Genomic DNA, 17,891 nt, shown 5'->3' with positions numbered 1-17,891 from the left:
GAATTTCCATGGCGTTGCCGGGTGCGCCCCGAAGAACGGTTTAATCGCGCGCATGCGGGAACTATCGCTGAAGGGCCTCAGGGTGAGTGAAGGGCAGCCGTATGCCACCCTCGTCCTCGTCGGTCACGACCGCTATTGCTGCTCGGCCGGACCATCGTGCCCGATGCAACGCTGTTCGGCACCGCCTTCGTGCCGATCACGTTCGATACTTTCCGCTCCTGGAAGGTCAGGTCGATCGAGCATCTGCAGCGGTTGAACGATCGCGTCATGGAGATCCACCGCATTCAGCAGGAGTTCGGCTATTGAGCCATCCCTGACGACGACGACAACGATCCCTCGCCGCCTTACCGGCCGGCTCTTCTCCAGCGCTCGAAGGAACTGGGCGTGATACGGAAGACGTGACAGCACCCGGAGAAGGCGCACGTCAACTCGCCGTTCGAGAAACAAGCGGCCGTGAGCGTCAACCCGTGAGACCGGCCTTGCGCAATCCATCGAGGAAATGTTCGCGGTCCGAGGGATTGCGGTACCGCTCGGCTCTGGCCTGGGCGAGGTCGAGAGTTCTCGCGGGCGCGGTGTTGCCATTCGCATTCAGTTCGCGACACCGTTGGCTGACGAACGCATCAGCCTCGGCCTGCGCCTCGCCGAGTCGTCCCATCTGCGCATAGCAGGCTGCAAGGAGGCCGTGCGACCACCTGTCGAACGACCGCGCCTCCATTATCGCCTTGACCGCCTGCTCGTACTCGCGCCCTGAATAAAGGGCAAGCGCGTGATACCAGTGGTACAGGTTGGGCGGAAACGGATTGAGCCGCTTGGCTGTCCCGATCCACATCAGTGCCTCGCGCCACCGTCCCCAGTAGACCAGGATGTTGGCGAAAACGGCGGCGACATCGGCATCATTTGGATTGAGCGCGAGTGCGCGGCTGAAATGGATTTCGGCCTTGGCGTCATCTTTCAGCAGGAACAGCAGCTGAGCGAAGACGCCATGAGACCAGGCGTCGCCGTCCTCGATATCAAGCGCGTTCTCGATCTCGCTCCGCGCCTCGTCCAGAGTAGCGGTGGTGGGTGATTCGAGAAACACGTCACAGACGATGGTCCAGGCGACGTTGACGTGGGCGCGGGCATATTGCGGGTCAAGCGCGACGGCGCCTCGAAAATATTCTCGGGCCTGCGCCATGGCATTCACGGTCAACTGACGCCATCGCTCGTTTCCGAGCAGGACCAGATCATAGGCGGTAATGCTGGAGGTTGGCTTGCGTCTGGCGACCTCCCGGCCGGCGTCCTCCATCCGGCCCGGCAGGGCCGCGACGATCGCCCGTACAATCTCGTCCTGCAGAGCGAAGATGTCGTCGAGATCGCGGTCGTAGCGTTCGGTCCAGAGATTGTAGCCGCTCGCAGCATCGAGCAGCTGGATGGTCACCCGCACACGGCTGCCGATCTTGCGCACACTGCCTTCGGCCACGTAGCGGACGCCGAGTTCGCGGCCAACCCGTTTGATCTCGGGTGTCCTGCCTTTGTAGGCGAAGCTGGAGTGACGGGCGACGACGAATAGTGACCTGAACCGCGACAGTTCGGCGATGATGTCTCCCGTGATCCCGTCGGAAAAATAGTCCTGCGCGGGATCGCCACTCAGATTCGACAACGGAAGCACCGCGAGCGACGGCTTGTCGGACAGCGCCGGCGTGGGTGATACGGGAGGGCTCGGTTCGGATACGGTCGCAACCGGCGGGCCAACATACCGATAGCCGCGACGAGGCAGCGTCTCGATCCAGGCCGGGCCTCCGTCGATGTCGGCAAATGCCCTCCGCAAGGCGGCGATCTGCACGGTCAGGTTGCTCTCCTCTATCGCAAGCCCCGGCCAGGCCGCCTCCATCAATGCATCCTTGGAAACCAGCGATCCCGCCCGCTCGACAAGCAGCCGAAGCAGCACCACGGCGCGCCGTCCGAGCGCGACCGGTTCGGACTCTCGGAACAGCATCTCGGCCCCGGCGTCGAGACGGAAGGGACCGAACTCGTGGATCGTCGGCATGGCTCCGGAGACTACATATTTTGCAACTTTTTCGGAATGGATTCAGGACCTCGGGGAAGCGGACGATCATGCTTCTGCAGCGGTGTCGAACCTCGAGGAGAACCCGATGCGCGATCCAGGCCATGCGGCGAAAGCGGACGGTCCGATGGCCCGTCCCGGTCCGGAAGTGAACGTCGGTGACCCGGCCCACGTTTGCCGCGTGCTCGAGGCCGTCCAGGCGTTGGCTCCGCTCATCGCTGCGCAGCGCAACGCGTTCGACAGCGGACGGCGGTTGCCAGACGCGGTTTTCGCCGCGCTGGCCGATGCCGGCCTGTTCCGCCTGTGGCTGCCGCAAGCGCTCGGCGGACCCGAACTGTCTCCTTTCGCGTTTATGCGGGTCGTCGAAGCCGCCTCGGCACTCGATGGCTCTGTCGGCTGGCTGGTCGGCAATGGCGCCGGTATGAGCCGGATCGGCGGCTACCTCGATGAGGCCGTCGCACGCGAGTGGTATGCCGACCCGCGCGCCTTTGTCGCAAGCGCGACCGGTGCGGTCGGCACGGCGAGCGCCGTCGCAGGCGGCTATCGCCTTTCCGGGCGCTGGCCGTTCGGCAGCGGCGCGCATCACGCAACGCGCTTCATGGTGCTGGCGAGCGTCAGGCCCGACGATCCGGCTTCGCCGCTTCTCTGCTGCTATCCCGGGCGGGCGGATGTGACCATCCTCGACAACTGGCATGTGTCAGGACTGCGCGGCACCGGCAGTTGCGACTTCGAAGCGCGGGATATCTTCGTGCCGGCCGCTCACGCCCATCCCTTTCTCGGGCTGCGACCAACCCAGCCCGGACTGCTCTATCGCATGCCGCCGTCATCGGTGTTCGCGTGGAGCATCTGCGGGGTGCCACTCGGCATCGCGTCCGGCGCCATGACCTCGTTCACGGAGCTCGCCAAAGGCCGCTCCGGAAACCGCGCCGCACTCAGCGATCGCGAGATCGTTCAGGCGACGGTCGGGCGGACCAGAGCGATGCTTCGCGCCGCCCGTGCGTTTCTGGTCGATGCCATGACCGAATTGATGGCCGCAACCGACACCGGCGGCCAACGGCTGGTTGAGGCGCGCGCGGACATTCGGATCGCCAACGCACATGCGGCGGAGATTGCGACGTCCGTCACCGAGATGCTGGCCGCCAGCGCGGGCGCCGTCGCCATCTTCGAGACCTGCGCCCTGGAGCGTGCGGTCGGCGATGTCCGCGCCGCGGCGAAGCATATCGCGATGAGTCCGAACAATTACGTCACCGCCGGACGGCTGGCGCTTGGGCTCGATCCCGGCACGGCGAGGTTTTGACCATCATCCGGCCACCAACGGAGTTGCCCATGTCAGTGGTTTGCCGGCCGGCACGCGCGCAGGATCTGGAATTCGCCGACGCCCTCGTCGTCTCCAGCATCAACGATCTCACGGAACGGCACGGCTTCGGCCCGATGGCGGTGTCGTCTCCACCCAATTTCCAGTTGTTTTGCATGAGGGACGATCCCGACGGTCTCTGGGTGGCGGAGGAGAACGAGCGGATCCTCGGCTTCGCCTGGAGCTGGGTCTGCGGCGACATGTGGTTTCTGGCGCAGCTGTTCGTGTCGCCCGATCAGCAGGGGCGGAGCATCGGCAACGAACTGATCAAGCGGACCATCGCGCACGCCGGGAAATCGGGCGCGTCCAACCGGGTGCTCATCACCTTCAGCTTCAACACGGTATCGCAGGGGCTCTACATTCGACACGGACTGCTTCCGCGATTTCCCATCTACAGTGTCAGCGCACCGCGCGAGCAGTTGATCGGTCATTTGCACGGTCCGCAATACGACGTCTCACCTCTCAAGCCGGAGGCCTCGACCCTGCGCCGCCTCGCGCAGGCAGACCAGCGGACCCTTGGTGTCTCGCGCGAAAAGCACCATCGCTATCTGCTCCAGGAGGGCGCGGCGACCGGGTTCAATCTCCACGATGGAAACGACTGGATCGGCTATCTCTATGTGGACGCCGGTGGTCACATCGGACCGCTCGCGGTCATGGAGCCGCACGCGGTCGCTCCGGCCTTGAGAACGGCGTTGTACCTGGCGGCCGGGGGCGGAGCGTCAAGGATATCGGCATTCCTGCCTGGTGCGAGCAAAGCGGCGCTTGATACAGCAATGGCGCACGGAATGCGGATCAAATGTCCGATGCTGCTGATGTCCTCGCGAGAATTCGGCAACTGGGGCCAGTATCTGCCGCGCAATCCAGGCTTCATGTGACCCGCGCGGGTCTCGATTCGACCGTCGCATGGCGCCGGCCGTCATCTGAGGTGATACTTCCTGCCGTTCGTGTTCGGGTCGGTATTGTCGCTGGTCGAGAACATCAAGGCCGGCCCGAAATAGCCCCAGCGATCCCGGTAAAGTCCAAATCGGCCGGCGCCCTTGTCGATGATCTCCTCCTGGGTGCTGTTCGCCGGGCCGAGCAGCCTGTCGTCTTCATACAGCCGGGCAGTCTTGATCTCGCCATCCACGTATTTGACGGGGACGAGAAACGCGTGCCCCTGATAAAAGTGAAAGGTGCCGCGCAGCAATTGCCGGTCGATCGGGCTCGCCGGAACCAGATAAAGCAATGCACTCGACGCCAGGGCAAAAAGCGTCGATCCGATCACGATGCGCGTACTGGCGGATATCTTCAACGGCACTTTCCCCGGGCTCTTGCTCGCCAGGCGTCTCCATAGCGCGCGGGTCCATCGCATACAACCGACAGGCATCCGCTACCGGTATGCCGCCGGTGCGGAAGCCGAATTGACAGGCCGCATGTCCGCACAGAGCAAGCGTCGGATCGTGGACGCGCGTCCGGCGAAGTTGCCAAGCCGAGGCATTGCGCCATGCCTGACAGCGCCGCCGCCTGATGGCTGCGCGCAGTTCGCAGGCTGACGAATATGAAGGCCGCTCCGGCTCCCTCGCACGTCTCGTCCTGAGCGAAATCGGCCTGACGTTCGGCCGCTGGCGCCAACAGCTGATTTGGTCGTCGCGTTGCGCGAGCTGTCGGCCGGCGCAAGCGTTCAGCAGGTCTCGACCGCGCTCGTCACGGCGGCGTTCATCACCATGTTCAAGAAGGCGCTCGGCAAGCCGCCGCGAAATGTCTCAGCGACGTCGTGCAAGGCGGCGGTTCGGACTTTTGCCGCCTGAAGGGCTCCGTCTGCGGTCCTTTCTGGCAAGGACGGCCGCCTATCGCCGGCTAGAGATCGCAAATGCGTGATCAGGCGCCACTGCCGGTTGCCTTCATTTGGGCACGTATCGGGAACAGGCTGCGGAACCAGGACGCAAAGGCGGCCACCGCAGGGGGTGCCGGCAATTGACGTATCGATCCCACAGCAGCTGGCAGGACGTGGATCTGCGCAATCTCGTTCGGGTCATCTCGGCCTGCACCCTCGGACTCTGGGCATTTGCGGCCGGCCTCCTGATCGGGACCTTCCTGTTTTCATGACTGGCTTGGTGGAGGCGCCGCCCGGTCTACCCGCCGCTCAAGTGATGCGCGGCGACGAACAGGACGAGCGCGCTCAGCACCAACGCTGACGCGGCGCCGGCAACTCCGCGGGCGAGTTCAGCCTTCGAAAGATTGGACCTGGTTGCCATCACAACCTCCTGCGCGTGCGAACTGAGGCCGGTCCGTTCCGGCGGTGAGGCTCGCTCTCGCTGCTCGGACCACCATCGCATCATGAGGATGAACGCATCATGAGCAAAACGAGTGGACCGTGATGCTGGTTCCAAATTCCGAGCGCAGGGTTTCGGTTCGCGGCCGCTGGCCGCGCGCGGCAAGCACGCAAAGCCGCGCTGGAAGAAGGTCCGGAGCGCGCGAGCGTCCGCGCCTACCACTCTTCCGGACAGGGATCGACGATCTTCCAGAGATCGACGCCGTTCTTGATCTTCTTCATCTCGGTGGTGAGCCCGCCATTGCGGCGGATCCAGTCCTTCACCGTATCGGGATAGTAGGACATCAGGTCGGAGGTGCCCTCGAGGCTGGTGACCTTGATGCCGAAGGTGAAGGCCTTGTCGTAATAGGCTTGGTGGAAGCCGATGCTGGCCTTCGGCGTCACGCAGATCTTGTTCAGCGGCACGATGCCGAACACCAGCGTGCAGGCCGAATTGCAGATGCCGTCGATCACGACGCGCTCGCGGCGGTCGCGGATCTGCTTGTACTTGGCCTTGTACTCCTCGACATAACCGCCATGGTCGCGCGTGATGTGCAGAACGGCCCGCGCTGGCGTGACCGCCAGAACCGAGAGCAGCAGGGCAACAAGGGGCGTGATGCGCATGGAATGTTCGAAACCGAGGGAAAGGCGGCCCGGGCGGACCTGACCGCAAGACTCTGGCCGGACTGTGTTGGCAATCCGTTAAGCATCCCCAAAAAGGCAAAATTTGGCGCGCTGTGGCTGATTTCCCGCAGCTTTTGGCGGGATTCCGGGTTAAATGAAGCGCCAGAGGAACTTGGACCGGCTACGCAAGCCGATTCCAACGTGACTACCAGGAGGCCGCCAATGACCAAGACCAAGCTTTTTGCCGCCCTCGCCGTGACCGTTTCCCTGGCCATCCCGGCCCTCACCCCGGCGGCAGCGGCCGACCTCTCGGTCACCCCGCGCCACCACCGGCATCACCACCACCACGCTTATTGGGGCCTGCCCTACCACATCAGCTATCTGCACAATTACGGCCCAGGCCCGGCCGCCGGTAGCTTCGCCTATTATGACGGCCCGTCGACCAACAAATGCTACCAGGGCTCGGCTGCCTATATCGGCCAGGATCATCGCCGGCATCCCTGCTTCTGAAGCTCAACCAAAGGCCGGCGGGAGGCGTGGACGCCGTGCCGTCCCTGCTGGCCCCGACAGCCCAAGTCTGATAATCGACCCGCAACGCGCTCGTAGCTCAGCTGGATAGAGCATCGGATTTCGATTCCGAGGGTCGGGAGTTCGAATCTCTCCGAGCGCGCCATCGTTTTCATCGATCGTACAATGGCTTGGGACGAACCGGTTTCGTTCTTGGATGATCGTTTTCGTGCTGCGAGCAAGCTGTAAGGGTCGGAAGCCCACAGACTACCTTTGATATCGCCGCTCGTTCCGCCCCTAAGCATCGCCATTAAGCGTTACTCCCGCCCAGCCTGCCGGAAAACGATATCTATTCGCCGCTTGTCGAGAACTAGCCGAGCGAGGCCGTTAGCAAATCAGCAAGTAGGTCGGCGCAGGCTTCTCAGAGGGACGGGACCGTTTTGGGGAACGTCTGACGGTCTCCGTTTCGGAGGAGCTGGCGTACAGGCCCTGGCGCCGGCTCCTCTCGGTGCCGGTGTTCTGCGTCGGCTGCCAACACCACAACGGCCGGCCGAAGCTTTCCGACCTTCCCGACCGAGACTGGTACGACATCTCGGCGCACCTCAAACGCACTTTCCTGCGACAAGGTTCGGTGGGTCGATACTCGGCAGGACCGGGCGAGGTCATCAACTTCGCGATGAGCGTTTCGGGCTGGTCCAAGTAGGCTGAGAGTTCCAAGTTGCCAGCCTCTGCTTGATCTGCTCGGCCTGCTCCTTCGTCAGTTTCTCGGCCAAACTGTAGTCGTTCAATTGGGCCGCCCCCTTGCGTTGTCGATCGTAAACCATCCAGTCGGTGCTTCCCTTTCGAACCAGGAACCTTGGCTGTATCGGTGCCGTGTAATTCACCGCAAACTCCTTCAGCAATATGAACGACCGCAATATCTTGCTAAGTATAGCACTTGGCATTCGATGCTTTTGTGAACTCGCACACACGCGCCGAACGCCCCGTGCGTTCCGCTTCGCTCCAATCGCCATCGGCGCAAGCTCGTAAAACTAACGAGCCCGCGATCACCGTTTACATCGACCATGGTTCCGCGGTTCGGACGACCGTCTTGCACGAGCCACTCGAAATCCTCATAAACTTGATTGCGAACGCAATTCCAAATTGCCGACAAAAGCTCTTGCGATCTTTTGTCGGCGCAATGATCGTACTGGCGCTCACGAAATCGATAATCCGTCCGGGCTCTGACCGAGATTGGCGGGCGATGTAGATCGCTCCAAGGTCACAGAAGTGTGTCGCGCTCGCAACGTCACAACAATTCCCTGTGTGGATGAGCGTGTTTGGACTTCACTGCATTGCGCATTTGCCCTCTACTAATATCGGACCTTCGGCGGCGATTTTTGTTGCCAAGACTTTCATTTGAAATCGGGTCCAGGAGGCCGCTGTTCAGCGGCCAGCGGCCTCTATCGTTATTTGAGATTCATCGATTGCAATGACATCTTCGACGCCAAGCTGCGTCAATCGGACTGCCTTTAGGTCATGGGGACAAGATGATTGAAGAACGCAAACCTTACGTAGCATTTGGAGTAGACCCGGCCGGCGTCGCACGCGCAACGTATGAACTTCGTTGCAGTGACGACGATGAGGCAAAGCGCCGAGCTGAGAGTTTTTTGGACGAGCACGAATTCGTCGAGTTGTGGATCGACTACAAGAGGATCGCTCGTCTGAAACGAAGCTAGGACGAGCGTAGACGCGGCATCAAACTCCGAACGAATGCCTCATTTGAACGGAGGCCGTCAGCGTCTGACTGTCATGCTCGCTTCAGCAAGGCGCGCCCCTTCTCGCCCCCTGGAGAAGCTGCTTGGCCGAAGTTCATCGGTTGAAGTCACCGGCTGGACAGCTTGCGCAGAACGAGCAGCAGTAGAAGCTGGCCCGCCCCGATACCGGCGAGGCCTCCCGCAACCTTGAAGATTGCGTCGGCCAGGTGGCCGTGCCGGTCAGGGGTTAGCAATTGCATCGCTTCGAGCGTGAACGCGCTGAAAACGACCAAGAGTGCGACCAGCATGGCGCGCCGGGGATAACCCACCACAAGGGCCAGTGCCATCACCGCGAACGCGGCGAAATGCTCGACGTGCGGATCAGCAGCAAACGAGGGGCGGTCCTGGATCGGGGACAATGTGGCGAACGCAATAAAGGCCAGCGTTAGCCAGCCAATGACTATCCCGAACGTCCTGATCCTTGATGCAAGCAAGCAACAGTTTCCAAGTCGTGGTGCCCTGGATGCACCGTCGCTGAATTAGCCCATCGCGCGTGTCAGCGACAGGCGGGATCTACGCAAAACCGTCGTCCGCAAGGACTAATCCCGATGGCTTTCCCGTAGAGCCCCCGTAAGTCGAAATACCAAGTTCTCGGTGCGCAGCAAGCGCTACGATGAACAACGAGAGGGCTGCACCTCACCTTGAAAGGCAGCGAGGCCGTTATGGAGCGCTTATACCTGGGCATTACCGTTACCAGCACATACGTCTTGGTCACGATTGCGCTGATCGTGGCTTTCATGCACTGACCGGCAGATAGGTCCGGCACGGCTGGTCTTGTGGCGAGCCACAACAACTTTCGCCGACCCGCAACTATCGACGAAAGCCCCGAAAGCCGATCGAGATCCGGCGGGAGGTCGCCCGCCAGTTTGCGGCCGACATGCAGGCCGGTACCAAGTTGCGGTTGAGCGAGCTCAATCGACTTTTTGAGTTGATGCGAACCGGGCCGATTAACGCTCCTTCAGCTTGGGCTTTCCTTCCTATTGACGCTGTTGGGAGCCGAGATGATAGGCTACCGCCATTTCAGGCGGCCATTTTCAATGCGCGATTTATTTGGACTGACTCAGCTTTTGCTGGCGGTTTTGGTCTTCGTGCCTTTCGAGCGACTGTTCGCCGCGAGGCCTCAGAAGATTTTAAGGCATGGCCTGCTGACCGACATGGCCTTCCTGTTCATCAACGGGGGGCTGGTGCTCGCCGGCGTGCTCGCCATCATGACGGCGGCCATTCTGGTCAATCAATCGATCCTGCCTGCGGCAGTGACGCAGACGATCGGCGATCTTCCCTATCTGATTCAGGTGCCCCTTGTGATCCTGATCGCCGACCTCGGCGTCTACTGGACGCACCGCATCCTGCACGTCGTGCCCGCCATGTGGCAGATCCATTCCGTTCATCACGCGGTCGAGGAACTGGATTGGCTCGCCGCGATTCACCAGCATCCGCTCGACGTGATGTTCATGAAGGCCGGCGCGCTGTTTCCGCTTTACGCGCTCGGCTTCTCCACCGAAGCGATCGGGACCTACCTGCTCGTCTACTACTGGCAGGCCTGGCTGGTTCACGCCAATGTCCGCCTGAACTATGGACCGCTGCGCCACGTCCTGGTGTCGCCGGAATTTCATCATTGGCACCACAGCAGCGAGACGGCAGCCAGGGACAAGAACTTCGCCGGGCTGTTCTCGTTCTACGATGTGCTGTTCGGGAGCGCCTACCTTCCGAAGGGGCAGTATCCGAAGGCATTCGGCGTCGATCATCCAATGCCCTCCAGCTATCTGGCGCTTCTGGCCTACCCGTTTGTCGCGTGGACCTCCAAGCGCAAGCGCGACGATCCGTCCGGCGTCCAACCTCTGTCGCAAGGTGGAGCGCCTGCACAGCCGCGCCAGAGCGCGCCGCTGAGCTAAAGCATGATCCGGAAAAGTGCGAAGCGGTTTTCCGAAAAGATCATGCTCAAACAAGGAGCTAAAGCGCGATGACGATTCAACCTGTTCTCATCGCGCTTTAGCTGCGCAAACCCTTCTCGCCGAACCAGCGGCGGCAGGCGCGGCTGAAGCTCGTGGCGTCGGTGTAGCCGAGCGCGGCCGCCATCTCGTCGCGCGATTGGGCGCCCGTCGCGAGCATTGTCCGGGCACGCTCGCGCAGCACGCCGTCGAGCAGCGGCCGGAAGGCGCAGCCCGCCTCCGCCAGCCGCCGCACCAACGTCCGCCGCGAGGTGCCGACGAGGCGCGCGGCCTCCTCCTCACCGAGCCGCTGCGGCAGCCGCGCCGCAATCAGGCTCTCGACGATCCGCGCCAGTGCCGCGGTGTCCGAGCGCGGCCTCTCGATCTCCTCTAGCGCTTCGATCGCCTTGGCGTGCAATTCCGGATCGGCAAACGGCGAAGGCCGCGCGCACAACGCCTTCGGCACGTCGAAGATGAAGGCGGCGGCATTGAACCTCACGGCGCAGGAATAATGTTGCATCAGCCGCTCCGCGCCCGCAGGCGGCGGCCAGGGAAACTGCAACGTCGCCTGGTCGATCGCATCCTCGAGCAGCTGCGCATAGACCGCGTGCACATTGAGGCTGACCGCCAGCGCAACGGCGCGCCACAGCGCGCCATCCATCGCCACTGCAGGAGAGATTTCAATCTGGATCGAGCGCGGCGTTGTGCGCAGCCGGTTGCGGATGAAGGGCGCGCGGGTCGAACCGAAGCGCGCGCCGGTGTTGAGCGCATCCGCGATGGTCGGCGCCGTCCTGGTCGCAACGTCGAGCGCCCCCTGCAGCGACGTCGACCAAACCGCCGCGGCCGACAACGGCCACAGTTCGCCATGTCGGTGGGTGATGTTGGCGGCGAGGATCACCAGCGACGACACCGGCATGTGAGCGCCGGGCTGGTCGAGCACGTCCTGCTGGATTGCAGTGCCCTGCAGCAGCTCGTCGCGTTCGCCCCGCGTCTTGCCGAACGCCCGCACCAGCGCCCGCGCATAGCTCACGGACACCGGCGTGCGAAGGGCATCGGCCTCCGACCCCTGCATTGCCTTGGCGCCCTCCCTCGCGAGCAGCCGAACACACCCGGTGGAACCGGCTTGGCGCAAAATGCCACAAAATTGGCCCATTGGGAACTGGCGGCGCAGGCCCGCCTCGCGGCATCCTCAGCATAACAACGGCGAACGCCGCCTCGAAAAGAGATGCTGGGAGGGGAATGCGATGATCTTCACGGGCACCAATGCCGCTGGCGAAACGATCACCTACCGGGACGGCAAGCGCTATCTGTGGATGCTCTCGTTCATCCCGCCGCTGATCCCTCTACTGTCCTACTGGCTCTTCCTGCGGACGCACAATCCGCTGGTGACGCTGATTCCCTTCGTCTTCATCTTCATCCTGATCCCGCTGCTCGATGTCCTGTTCGGTGAGGACACCCACAATCCGCCGGCGGAAGTGGTCGCCGCGATGGAGGCCGATCCCTATTATCTGCGGCTGGCGCGTATCACCGTGGTGTTTCCATGGATCAACTACGTTGCCCTGATCGCCTTCTTCGGCACGCAGGAGCTGCCGTGGTGGTCCTACGTCGCTTTGCTGCTCGGCGTCGGCACCATCAATGGCGGCGCGCTGTTGATCGGGCACGAGCTCGGCCACAAGGCTGACCGGCTCAACATCTTCTTCGGCATGCTCGCTAACTGCGCGGTGGGCTACGCCCATTTCCGCGTCGAGCACAATCGCGGCCATCACACCTGGGTCGCGACGCCGGAGGATCCCGCCAGCGCGCGATTCGGTGAATCGATCTATGCCTTCGCGACGCGTGAACTGCCGGGCGCGTTCAAGCGCGGCTGGCGCAATGAGGCCGAACGGCTGACCCGGCGCGGCGAGCCGGTCTGGTCGGTCAACAACGAGATCCTGCAGGGCTTTGCGCTGACGCTCGTCGTCGCGGCCATTCTGATTGCGCTGTTCGGCTGGAAGGTCGCGCCATTCATCGTCGCGCACCATTTCCTCGGCTGGTACGCGCTGACCCAGGCCAACTACGTCGAGCACTATGGATTGCTGCGCGAGAAGCTGCCGAACGGCCGCTACCAGGCGGTCGAGCCGCGCCACTCCTGGAACACCAACCACATCGTCTCGAACCTGATGACGTTCCATCTGCAACGTCATTCCGATCACCACGCCAACCCGATGCGCCCCTACCAGTCGCTGCGCGATTTCGACGATATCCCGCGGCTGCCGAACGGCTACACCGGCATGTTCGGCCTGGCTGCGATCCCGCCGCTCTGGTTCCGCGTGATGGACCCCAAGACGCTGGCGTGGGCCGGCGGCGACAAGAGCAAGCTCAATCTGGGCGAGCGGCCGGCAAGTTCGTGATTGCGGATGTCGCCCGGCTTCCGGTGCTAGATCGCGACGGACCGCCGCTTCATCGCGCCGATGCCGAGGAACGAGCCGTTCACCGACGGATACTGCCTGATGAATTCGAACGTATCAAAGCCAGGTGCTTCGAATTCCTTCAGCGCCTTCCAAAGCAGCGTCGTATCCGGACAGGCTTGGGAGTGGATGTCGGGATGTACGATGACGCTAGCGTAGTAGCGCACCAGCAGCTGATCCTGCATCGCACCGCGCAGGCCGTGATCGCCGTCGATGAGACCGAGGTCGGGCTCCCTCCCTCAACGGCGCAAGCGCATCCCGGGCGGAGATTCTTGCCGCCGCCGGTTTTCACCCGCTCGGGATCTTCCGGCGGACAGCCTCCACGCCGGCGCCGGTGACGCGATATTTCCGTCCCATCTCCGGTAGGATCCAGCCCTTCTCGATCATTCCGGCAATGGTGCTCGGGCCGACACCCGCGGGAAACGGCCGGCGATTTCGGATCGCGTCAATTGCGACCCGCTCGAGATGGGTGGCGACATGCGAGGGACGCGCGCGAAACGCCTTGGCCATGATGAGGACCGACAGCACCTCGGCGCGCCGGCGCACGGCCGAAGCGCTGCGAGTCAGTTCGTTGCTGATCTCGAGAGCGTTCTTACCGGCCCTGGCGAGTTCTCTGAGCTTCTCGTCCTCGTCAGAGCTCCAGCGCCGCACGATCCCCATCTGGCCCTCACCGCCTGGTACCCCATCTCGAACCGATGCATACGCGGGCGACGCTGATTTGCCATGTGACTTTCGGCACCTCTTGATGTGACATTGGAGACTGTCAGCATCAAGAAGGCCGATTACGAAAACACTCCTAGTGCTTGCTGGGTTCAAGCGTGATGAGCACGCCGGTCGGTTCGGGCTCGTGCGGCCGCAGCGACGTCAGCTCCGGATCGCTCCACTCGGCAAGGCTCACCACCTCGCCGGTCTGCCCCGGCATGTCGGAGGTCTGGGCGGGTTCGAGCACCTTGAGCCCGGTGGTGTCGACGAAGAATGTGTGCTCGCCGAACACGCTGTTCAGCTGCGCCACCGCCGGATGATCATCCGGAAGCACCTGCGCGTTCAGTTGCGTCATGGTCTGCTTGACTTGCGTGGAATTAAGCTTCATCCGCTGCTCCTGCTTGTTGGTTCCGGCCTTTGGATGTTTCCCTGGCTGGTTCCTCCCCGCCCGCACCCCTCGCCGGGGGCTCCGAAGTCTCGAACCGATCTGGCAACGAAACGTTCCGCACGCGCGATGCATTGACCGCGTGCGTGCGGGTTCCACATCCATCGCTATGTGAAGTGTGGCGCGACGTCGGGTGCACCCGCTCTCTACGAGGCGGAAGGCTTCTTTCTGGCGAGCCCTTCCAGATGCACGCGGCGCGCGGCGGACTTGCGTGCGCGCGCCCTGGTGCGGCAGGCCCGACAGCGCACGGCCTTGGTGAACACGTCGCCCTTGGCGGTCTCGTACCACCATTTCTGCTGCAACGGCGTCCAGACCTCGGCAACACCGCAATCCTTGCAGACGAAAGGCTCGGGCCGATAGGTTCCGCGTTCGACGAAATCAGGAATCGAATAACTGTTCGTGGGCGCGAGCTGGCTCGTGACCACGGGGACCTCGTCGCACGCCAGCGCGATCTTGTAGTCGCGCAAGCGCTGCCGTTCGGCTGCGCGTTGCGTCAGCGTGCGACGCCATTCCTCGACCTTGCGCTGCTTGGCTTCGATCTCGCCCCGCGTCTGCTTGCTGCGCTTCACGCTCATACCATCCGTCTTGCACCGACGAACTTGCCGCCCGGCAGCCCGGCCATATCAAGACGAAGTCATTGATACGCTTTGGCGCTTACCATGGTAGCCGCAGCATCGCCGGGCGGCCAGATCGATCCGGGCGGAGGTTTACGTCCGCCCCTGCTCCGCCGGCCGCATGTGGATCAGCGCATCGAGAACCAGGACAAGAACCGGACGCTGCTCGTCGTTGACGAGCTCGGTCTTGAAGATCACGACGGCGTCGCGCCGCTCCGGCCTGATGGTAATCTTCTGGATCTGGGATTGGCCGGTGAGCGTGGCTCCCGGGCGAACCGGGCTCGGCAAGCGGATCTCGAAGCTCCGCCCGACGATACCCGCCACCTTGGTCCAGATCGCGTCCACGACGAGCCGCTGATAGATCGCAATGGTGTTGAAGCCGCTCGCGATCAGGCCGCCGAACGGGCCCGCCGCAGCCGCGACGGGATCGGTATGGATCGGCACCGGATCATATTTGCCGGCGAACTCCAGGATCTCGGCTTCGCCGATCGTGTAGGTGGCGAGCTGGAATGTCTGGCCCTCGGTGAGATCTTCCGCATAAAGCAACGCGCGCCTCCGTCTGTCGCGCGACGATAGACCAATGCTGCGGGCTTTCCATGACCTCCGGGGTCAAGTTCTTCGCGCACCGTACTGCGCGCGCAAAGAAGAGACGCGCGCGCGACGCCGGCCGCTCGCGTCGCGCTGCAAGCCCCCGCGGCTATTGCAGCCGCGCCGCCCTCGCCTTCGCGGCCTTCACCGTGTTCTCCATCAGGCAGGCGATCGTCATCGGGCCGACGCCGCGCGGCACCGGCGTGATCGCGCCGGCGACCTGCACCGCTTCGTCGAAGAAGACGTCGCCGCGCACCGCGTAGCCGCCTTCCGGCTTCTCGACGCGCGTGGTGCCGACGTCGATGACGATGGCCTGCGGCTTGATCCAGTCGCCGCGCACGAGGCCAGCCTTCCCCACCGCGCTGACCAGGATATCGGCCTGGCGGCAGATCTTGCTGATGCCGCGGGTGTGGATGTGGGTCTGCGTCACGGTCGCCTGCTCCTGCAGCAACAGCGCGGCCATCGGCTTGCCCACGATGTTGGAGCTGCCGATCACCACGGCATGAGCGCCGGTGAGATCTGGCCGGATCGACTTGATCAGCCGGAGACAGCCGAGCGGCGTGCACGGCACCAAGGCATCGTCGCCGTGAAACAGCCGGCCTGCATTCAGCGCGTGCAGGCCGTCGACGTCCTTGGCAGGATCGACCGCCGCCATCACGCGCAAGGCGTCGATATGCGCCGGCAGCGGCAGCTGGATCAGGATGCCGTCGATATCGTCGCGCGCGTTGAGCGCGTCGATCCTGGCAAGCAGATCGGCCTCGCTGGCGTCATCCGGCAGGCGTTCGACCTCGCCGCGCAGGCCAAGCCGCTCGGCCATCCTGACCTTGCTCTGTACGTAGATATGGCTCGCCGGGTCACAGCCAACCAGCACGACGGTGAGGCCGGGCGCGCGGGGGCAGCCGGTCCAGTTCGCTCGCAACCTTGTCGATGACAATTTGGGCATGTGCATGCCCATCAAGAATGTTCGCCGTCATGGCACCTCCGTTTCGAAGCGGTGCCCAGGCGCGCGGCGTTCAGTCTCTGCGCTCCCCGATGGTGGTCCATCCAAGCGCCAGTCGCGCAGATGCGCCGTCATAGCCGCCCGGCCTGGCAAACGCAAATCACGCTCGCTTGCGGCCGAACCGGCGACGAATTGCTCCTGCTTTTGCCGGTGGATCGGTGCCGGGCGGGCCCCCTCCGGGGTAGGATTCGGGCAGAACTTGCGATAAGCCTCGGCGCTTGCCGGACTTTTCCGATCCCCGGCGCCATCCTTCCGGTCATCACGCCACTTCGGACATTTTCACCATGAGACATATCATCCTCGCGCTGGCGCTCCTCTGCCCGGCTGCCGCGCTTGCTCAAGGCACCGCTCCAGCCACCACGCCACCTCCCGCCGCCGACAAGCCGGCGGCGGCCTCGCAGCCGATGGTCGGCGACAAGCCGCTGGTCCAGGTCGGCAAGAAGTCGGCGGCCAAGAAGGGCGAGAAGGCCGCAGCGCCCGGCAAGCCGCAATCGGTCGCGCAGAAGCTCCAGGCCTGCCAGGATATCGACGACGCCACCAAGGAGCGGCTGATGTGCTATGATGAGATTTTCAAGCCGCAGCCCAAGCCGAAGGCCGCCCCTGCCAAGGGCGTCGCCGAATGCCGGTTCGTCAAGGAAGAGGACGAGCGGCTGACCTGCTACAACGGCTTCGCCGACAAGATTCCGCGCCTGCCGCGCTAACCACTTCGGGCCACCCGGGCAGCGGCCGCCAACCGGTTACCCGGCTGGCATCGCAGACAAGAAAATGCCGCCGCAAGTGTTTGCGGCGGCGCATCGATTGCCGGTTGCGGCGTGTCCTTGTCTACCAGGTACCGAAACCGCCGAAGAAGCCCATGCGCGGCTGCTGCTGCGCGACACGGTAGGGCTGATACATGCCGGGCTGGGCCAGCCGCATCGGCTGCTGGGAATGGGTATGGCTGCGCGCGATCTTGCGCTTCTTCGGCGCCTGCACCGGCTGCTCGGCCGGCTTCGCCTCGGCCACGACCGGCCCCTTGCGCGCGTCAGCCTTCTCCGGCGGAATGAACTGGGCGAACGTGTCACGGACGCGGGCCTGCGCCGACGCATCGCTGGCAGCCGCCGGGTTCGCTGCGGCGACCGCGTTCACCTGCGACGGAACGATGGTCGGCAGGTTGGTGTCGTACACCACCCGCTCCGGCAATTTCTGGGTCGACTTGATGCGTACCATGGTCTTGCTGTCGACGGCGGGCGACGACAGGCCCTGGCTGGCGACCACGGCCTCCTGCGGAATGATGGCATTGACGACGAAGAGCAGCGCAAGCAGCACGCCACCAACGAACAGGAAATAACGCGCCACAGGCATTTTGGTAGCTCCCCCCGCGCTACGGGCGCGGTTCAACTCGACGCGATGACATCTTCTCATCGCGCAACGAATTCATCGTCTGCGCATGATCACCCGGACAGACGCCATCCGCGCTCCCGGGTCGTTCTCTAACGGTCGGCTTATTAGTTAGTTCCTGCCCGGCCGTTACGGTTCACCCGACAAGTCACTTCCTGGTCACTTTTTCGGGATG

General features: G+C 63.4%; 20 protein-coding genes, 1 tRNA gene, 1 pseudogene and 1 riboswitch. Of the genes and pseudogenes, 9 read left to right on the top strand and 13 right to left on the bottom strand.

Features of this window, described 5'->3' with window-relative positions:
* Positions 1-135: 135 nt before the first annotated feature.
* Complete coding sequence (locus ACVW1C_RS37625; RefSeq protein ID WP_456762544.1) at positions 136-306, top strand: hypothetical protein; 171 nt, start codon at positions 136-138, stop codon at positions 304-306.
* Between the two features lie 154 nt (positions 307-460).
* On the opposite strand, the gene ACVW1C_RS37620 is transcribed toward ACVW1C_RS37625, so the two are convergent.
* The gene (locus tag ACVW1C_RS37620; protein ID WP_456763272.1) at positions 461-1,975 is read right to left on the bottom strand and encodes a winged helix-turn-helix domain-containing tetratricopeptide repeat protein; all 1,515 of its coding nucleotides are present in this window, start codon (positions 1,973-1,975) and stop codon (positions 461-463) included.
* A 157-nt stretch (positions 1,976-2,132) separates the two neighbouring features.
* On the opposite strand from ACVW1C_RS37620, the gene ACVW1C_RS37615 reads away from it, so the two are divergent.
* The gene (locus ACVW1C_RS37615; protein ID WP_456762543.1) at positions 2,133-3,341 is read left to right on the top strand and encodes an acyl-CoA dehydrogenase family protein; all 1,209 of its coding nucleotides are present in this window, start codon (positions 2,133-2,135) and stop codon (positions 3,339-3,341) included.
* The gene (locus ACVW1C_RS37610) at positions 3,338-4,273 is read left to right on the top strand and encodes a GNAT family N-acetyltransferase (protein ID WP_456762542.1); all 936 of its coding nucleotides are present in this window, start codon (positions 3,338-3,340) and stop codon (positions 4,271-4,273) included. The genes ACVW1C_RS37615 and ACVW1C_RS37610 overlap by 4 nt, the downstream gene beginning before the upstream one ends.
* Before the next feature lie 41 nt (positions 4,274-4,314).
* On the opposite strand, the gene ACVW1C_RS37605 is transcribed toward ACVW1C_RS37610, so the two are convergent.
* On the bottom strand, positions 4,315-4,662 hold the full coding sequence (locus ACVW1C_RS37605; RefSeq protein WP_456762541.1) for a hypothetical protein: 348 nt from the start codon (positions 4,660-4,662) through the stop codon (positions 4,315-4,317).
* A gap of 290 nt (positions 4,663-4,952) precedes the next feature.
* Between ACVW1C_RS37605 and ACVW1C_RS37600 the strand changes: the two are divergent.
* Positions 4,953-5,238: pseudogene (locus tag ACVW1C_RS37600) on the top strand (helix-turn-helix domain-containing protein); the annotation flags it as partial.
* A gap of 271 nt (positions 5,239-5,509) precedes the next feature.
* Here the strand turns inward: ACVW1C_RS37600 and ACVW1C_RS37595 are convergent.
* Positions 5,510-5,632, bottom strand: a complete 123-nt coding sequence (locus ACVW1C_RS37595) for a hypothetical protein (RefSeq protein ID WP_256459054.1) — start codon at positions 5,630-5,632, stop codon at positions 5,510-5,512.
* A 233-nt stretch (positions 5,633-5,865) separates the two neighbouring features.
* Positions 5,866-6,312 (bottom strand): hypothetical protein, encoded by a 447-nt coding sequence (locus tag ACVW1C_RS37590; RefSeq protein WP_021080599.1) that lies wholly within the window; start codon positions 6,310-6,312, stop codon positions 5,866-5,868.
* Between the two features lie 222 nt (positions 6,313-6,534).
* Between ACVW1C_RS37590 and ACVW1C_RS37585 the strand changes: the two genes are divergently transcribed.
* Both ACVW1C_RS37585 and ACVW1C_RS37580 read left to right on the top strand, forming a co-directional pair.
* On the top strand, positions 6,535-6,822 hold the full coding sequence (locus tag ACVW1C_RS37585) for a hypothetical protein (protein WP_456762540.1): 288 nt from the start codon (positions 6,535-6,537) through the stop codon (positions 6,820-6,822).
* An 86-nt stretch (positions 6,823-6,908) separates the two neighbouring features.
* Positions 6,909-6,985: transfer RNA gene (locus tag ACVW1C_RS37580), tRNA-Arg, on the top strand.
* A 1,698-nt stretch (positions 6,986-8,683) separates the two neighbouring features.
* Here ACVW1C_RS37580 and ACVW1C_RS37575 read toward each other — a convergent pair.
* On the bottom strand, positions 8,684-9,049 hold the full coding sequence (locus ACVW1C_RS37575) for a VanZ family protein (RefSeq protein ID WP_456762539.1): 366 nt from the start codon (positions 9,047-9,049) through the stop codon (positions 8,684-8,686).
* Between the two features lie 603 nt (positions 9,050-9,652).
* Here ACVW1C_RS37575 and ACVW1C_RS37570 point away from each other — a divergent pair.
* Entirely contained in the window at positions 9,653-10,507 is an 855-nt protein-coding gene (locus ACVW1C_RS37570) for a sterol desaturase family protein (RefSeq protein ID WP_456762538.1), read from the top strand.
* Between the two features lie 97 nt (positions 10,508-10,604).
* Here the strand turns inward: ACVW1C_RS37570 and ACVW1C_RS37565 are convergent, their stop codons facing one another.
* Entirely contained in the window at positions 10,605-11,615 is a 1,011-nt protein-coding gene (locus ACVW1C_RS37565) for a helix-turn-helix domain-containing protein (RefSeq protein WP_456762537.1), read from the bottom strand.
* A gap of 172 nt (positions 11,616-11,787) precedes the next feature.
* On the opposite strand from ACVW1C_RS37565, the gene ACVW1C_RS37560 reads away from it, so the two are divergent.
* Positions 11,788-12,933 carry an alkane 1-monooxygenase gene (locus ACVW1C_RS37560; RefSeq protein ID WP_456762536.1) on the top strand — a complete coding sequence of 382 codons (1,146 nt, stop codon included), beginning with the start codon at positions 11,788-11,790 and terminating at the stop codon, positions 12,931-12,933.
* Between the two features lie 26 nt (positions 12,934-12,959).
* On the opposite strand, the gene ACVW1C_RS37555 is transcribed toward ACVW1C_RS37560, so the two are convergent.
* From ACVW1C_RS37555 to ACVW1C_RS37530, 6 genes are all read right to left on the bottom strand, one after another.
* Positions 12,960-13,175, bottom strand: a complete 216-nt coding sequence (locus ACVW1C_RS37555) for a hypothetical protein (protein WP_456762535.1) — start codon at positions 13,173-13,175, stop codon at positions 12,960-12,962.
* A 103-nt stretch (positions 13,176-13,278) separates the two neighbouring features.
* Entirely contained in the window at positions 13,279-13,650 is a 372-nt protein-coding gene (locus ACVW1C_RS37550) for a hypothetical protein (protein ID WP_456762534.1), read from the bottom strand.
* Positions 13,651-13,786: 136 nt separating this feature from the next.
* Complete coding sequence (locus ACVW1C_RS37545; protein ID WP_342728547.1) at positions 13,787-14,080, bottom strand: hypothetical protein; 294 nt, start codon at positions 14,078-14,080, stop codon at positions 13,787-13,789.
* Between the two features lie 203 nt (positions 14,081-14,283).
* The gene (locus ACVW1C_RS37540) at positions 14,284-14,706 is read right to left on the bottom strand and encodes a zinc-ribbon domain containing protein (protein WP_456762533.1); all 423 of its coding nucleotides are present in this window, start codon (positions 14,704-14,706) and stop codon (positions 14,284-14,286) included.
* Between the two features lie 138 nt (positions 14,707-14,844).
* Complete coding sequence (locus ACVW1C_RS37535; protein ID WP_456762532.1) at positions 14,845-15,297, bottom strand: MaoC/PaaZ C-terminal domain-containing protein; 453 nt, start codon at positions 15,295-15,297, stop codon at positions 14,845-14,847.
* A gap of 151 nt (positions 15,298-15,448) precedes the next feature.
* Positions 15,449-16,282, bottom strand: coding sequence for a bifunctional 5,10-methylenetetrahydrofolate dehydrogenase/5,10-methenyltetrahydrofolate cyclohydrolase (locus tag ACVW1C_RS37530; protein ID WP_456762531.1), 834 nt, complete (start codon positions 16,280-16,282; stop codon positions 15,449-15,451).
* Positions 16,283-16,328: 46 nt separating this feature from the next.
* A riboswitch (ZMP/ZTP riboswitch) is annotated at positions 16,329-16,408 on the bottom strand.
* 215 nt (positions 16,409-16,623) lie between these two features.
* Here ACVW1C_RS37530 and ACVW1C_RS37525 point away from each other — a divergent pair.
* Entirely contained in the window at positions 16,624-17,040 is a 417-nt protein-coding gene (locus tag ACVW1C_RS37525; RefSeq protein ID WP_173642391.1) for a hypothetical protein, read from the top strand.
* 121 nt (positions 17,041-17,161) lie between these two features.
* Here the strand turns inward: ACVW1C_RS37525 and ACVW1C_RS37520 are convergent, their stop codons facing one another.
* The gene (locus ACVW1C_RS37520; protein ID WP_456762530.1) at positions 17,162-17,680 is read right to left on the bottom strand and encodes a hypothetical protein; all 519 of its coding nucleotides are present in this window, start codon (positions 17,678-17,680) and stop codon (positions 17,162-17,164) included.
* Positions 17,681-17,891: the final 211 nt, after the last annotated feature.

The sequence above is a fragment of the Bradyrhizobium sp. USDA 4011 genome (assembly GCF_054063415.1).
The sequence above is the reverse complement of the archived record's forward strand: the minus strand, read 5'-3'. Positions and strand labels throughout refer to the sequence as shown.

Excerpts from the sequence above, each read along its gene's own strand:
- ACVW1C_RS37585 (WP_456762540.1), top strand. The coding sequence starts at position 6,535 with ATGACCAAGACCAAGCTTTTTGCCGCCCTCGCCGTGACCGTTTCCCTG.
- ACVW1C_RS37620 (WP_456763272.1), bottom strand. The coding sequence starts at position 1,975 with ATGCTGTTCCGAGAGTCCGAACCGGTCGCGCTCGGACGGCGCGCCGTG.
- ACVW1C_RS37570 (WP_456762538.1), top strand. The coding sequence starts at position 9,653 with ATGCGCGATTTATTTGGACTGACTCAGCTTTTGCTGGCGGTTTTGGTC.
- ACVW1C_RS37530 (WP_456762531.1), bottom strand. The coding sequence starts at position 16,282 with ATGCCCAAATTGTCATCGACAAGGTTGCGAGCGAACTGGACCGGCTGC.
- ACVW1C_RS37520 (WP_456762530.1), bottom strand. The coding sequence starts at position 17,680 with ATGCCTGTGGCGCGTTATTTCCTGTTCGTTGGTGGCGTGCTGCTTGCG.
- ACVW1C_RS37525 (WP_173642391.1), top strand. The coding sequence starts at position 16,624 with ATGAGACATATCATCCTCGCGCTGGCGCTCCTCTGCCCGGCTGCCGCG.
- ACVW1C_RS37545 (WP_342728547.1), bottom strand. The coding sequence starts at position 14,080 with ATGAAGCTTAATTCCACGCAAGTCAAGCAGACCATGACGCAACTGAAC.
- ACVW1C_RS37560 (WP_456762536.1), top strand. The coding sequence starts at position 11,788 with ATGATCTTCACGGGCACCAATGCCGCTGGCGAAACGATCACCTACCGG.
- ACVW1C_RS37555 (WP_456762535.1), bottom strand. The coding sequence starts at position 13,175 with ATGCAGGATCAGCTGCTGGTGCGCTACTACGCTAGCGTCATCGTACAT.
- ACVW1C_RS37565 (WP_456762537.1), bottom strand. The coding sequence starts at position 11,615 with ATGCAGGGGTCGGAGGCCGATGCCCTTCGCACGCCGGTGTCCGTGAGC.
- ACVW1C_RS37615 (WP_456762543.1), top strand. The coding sequence starts at position 2,133 with ATGCGCGATCCAGGCCATGCGGCGAAAGCGGACGGTCCGATGGCCCGT.
- ACVW1C_RS37590 (WP_021080599.1), bottom strand. The coding sequence starts at position 6,312 with ATGCGCATCACGCCCCTTGTTGCCCTGCTGCTCTCGGTTCTGGCGGTC.
- ACVW1C_RS37595 (WP_256459054.1), bottom strand. The coding sequence starts at position 5,632 with ATGGCAACCAGGTCCAATCTTTCGAAGGCTGAACTCGCCCGCGGAGTT.
- ACVW1C_RS37550 (WP_456762534.1), bottom strand. The coding sequence starts at position 13,650 with ATGGGGATCGTGCGGCGCTGGAGCTCTGACGAGGACGAGAAGCTCAGA.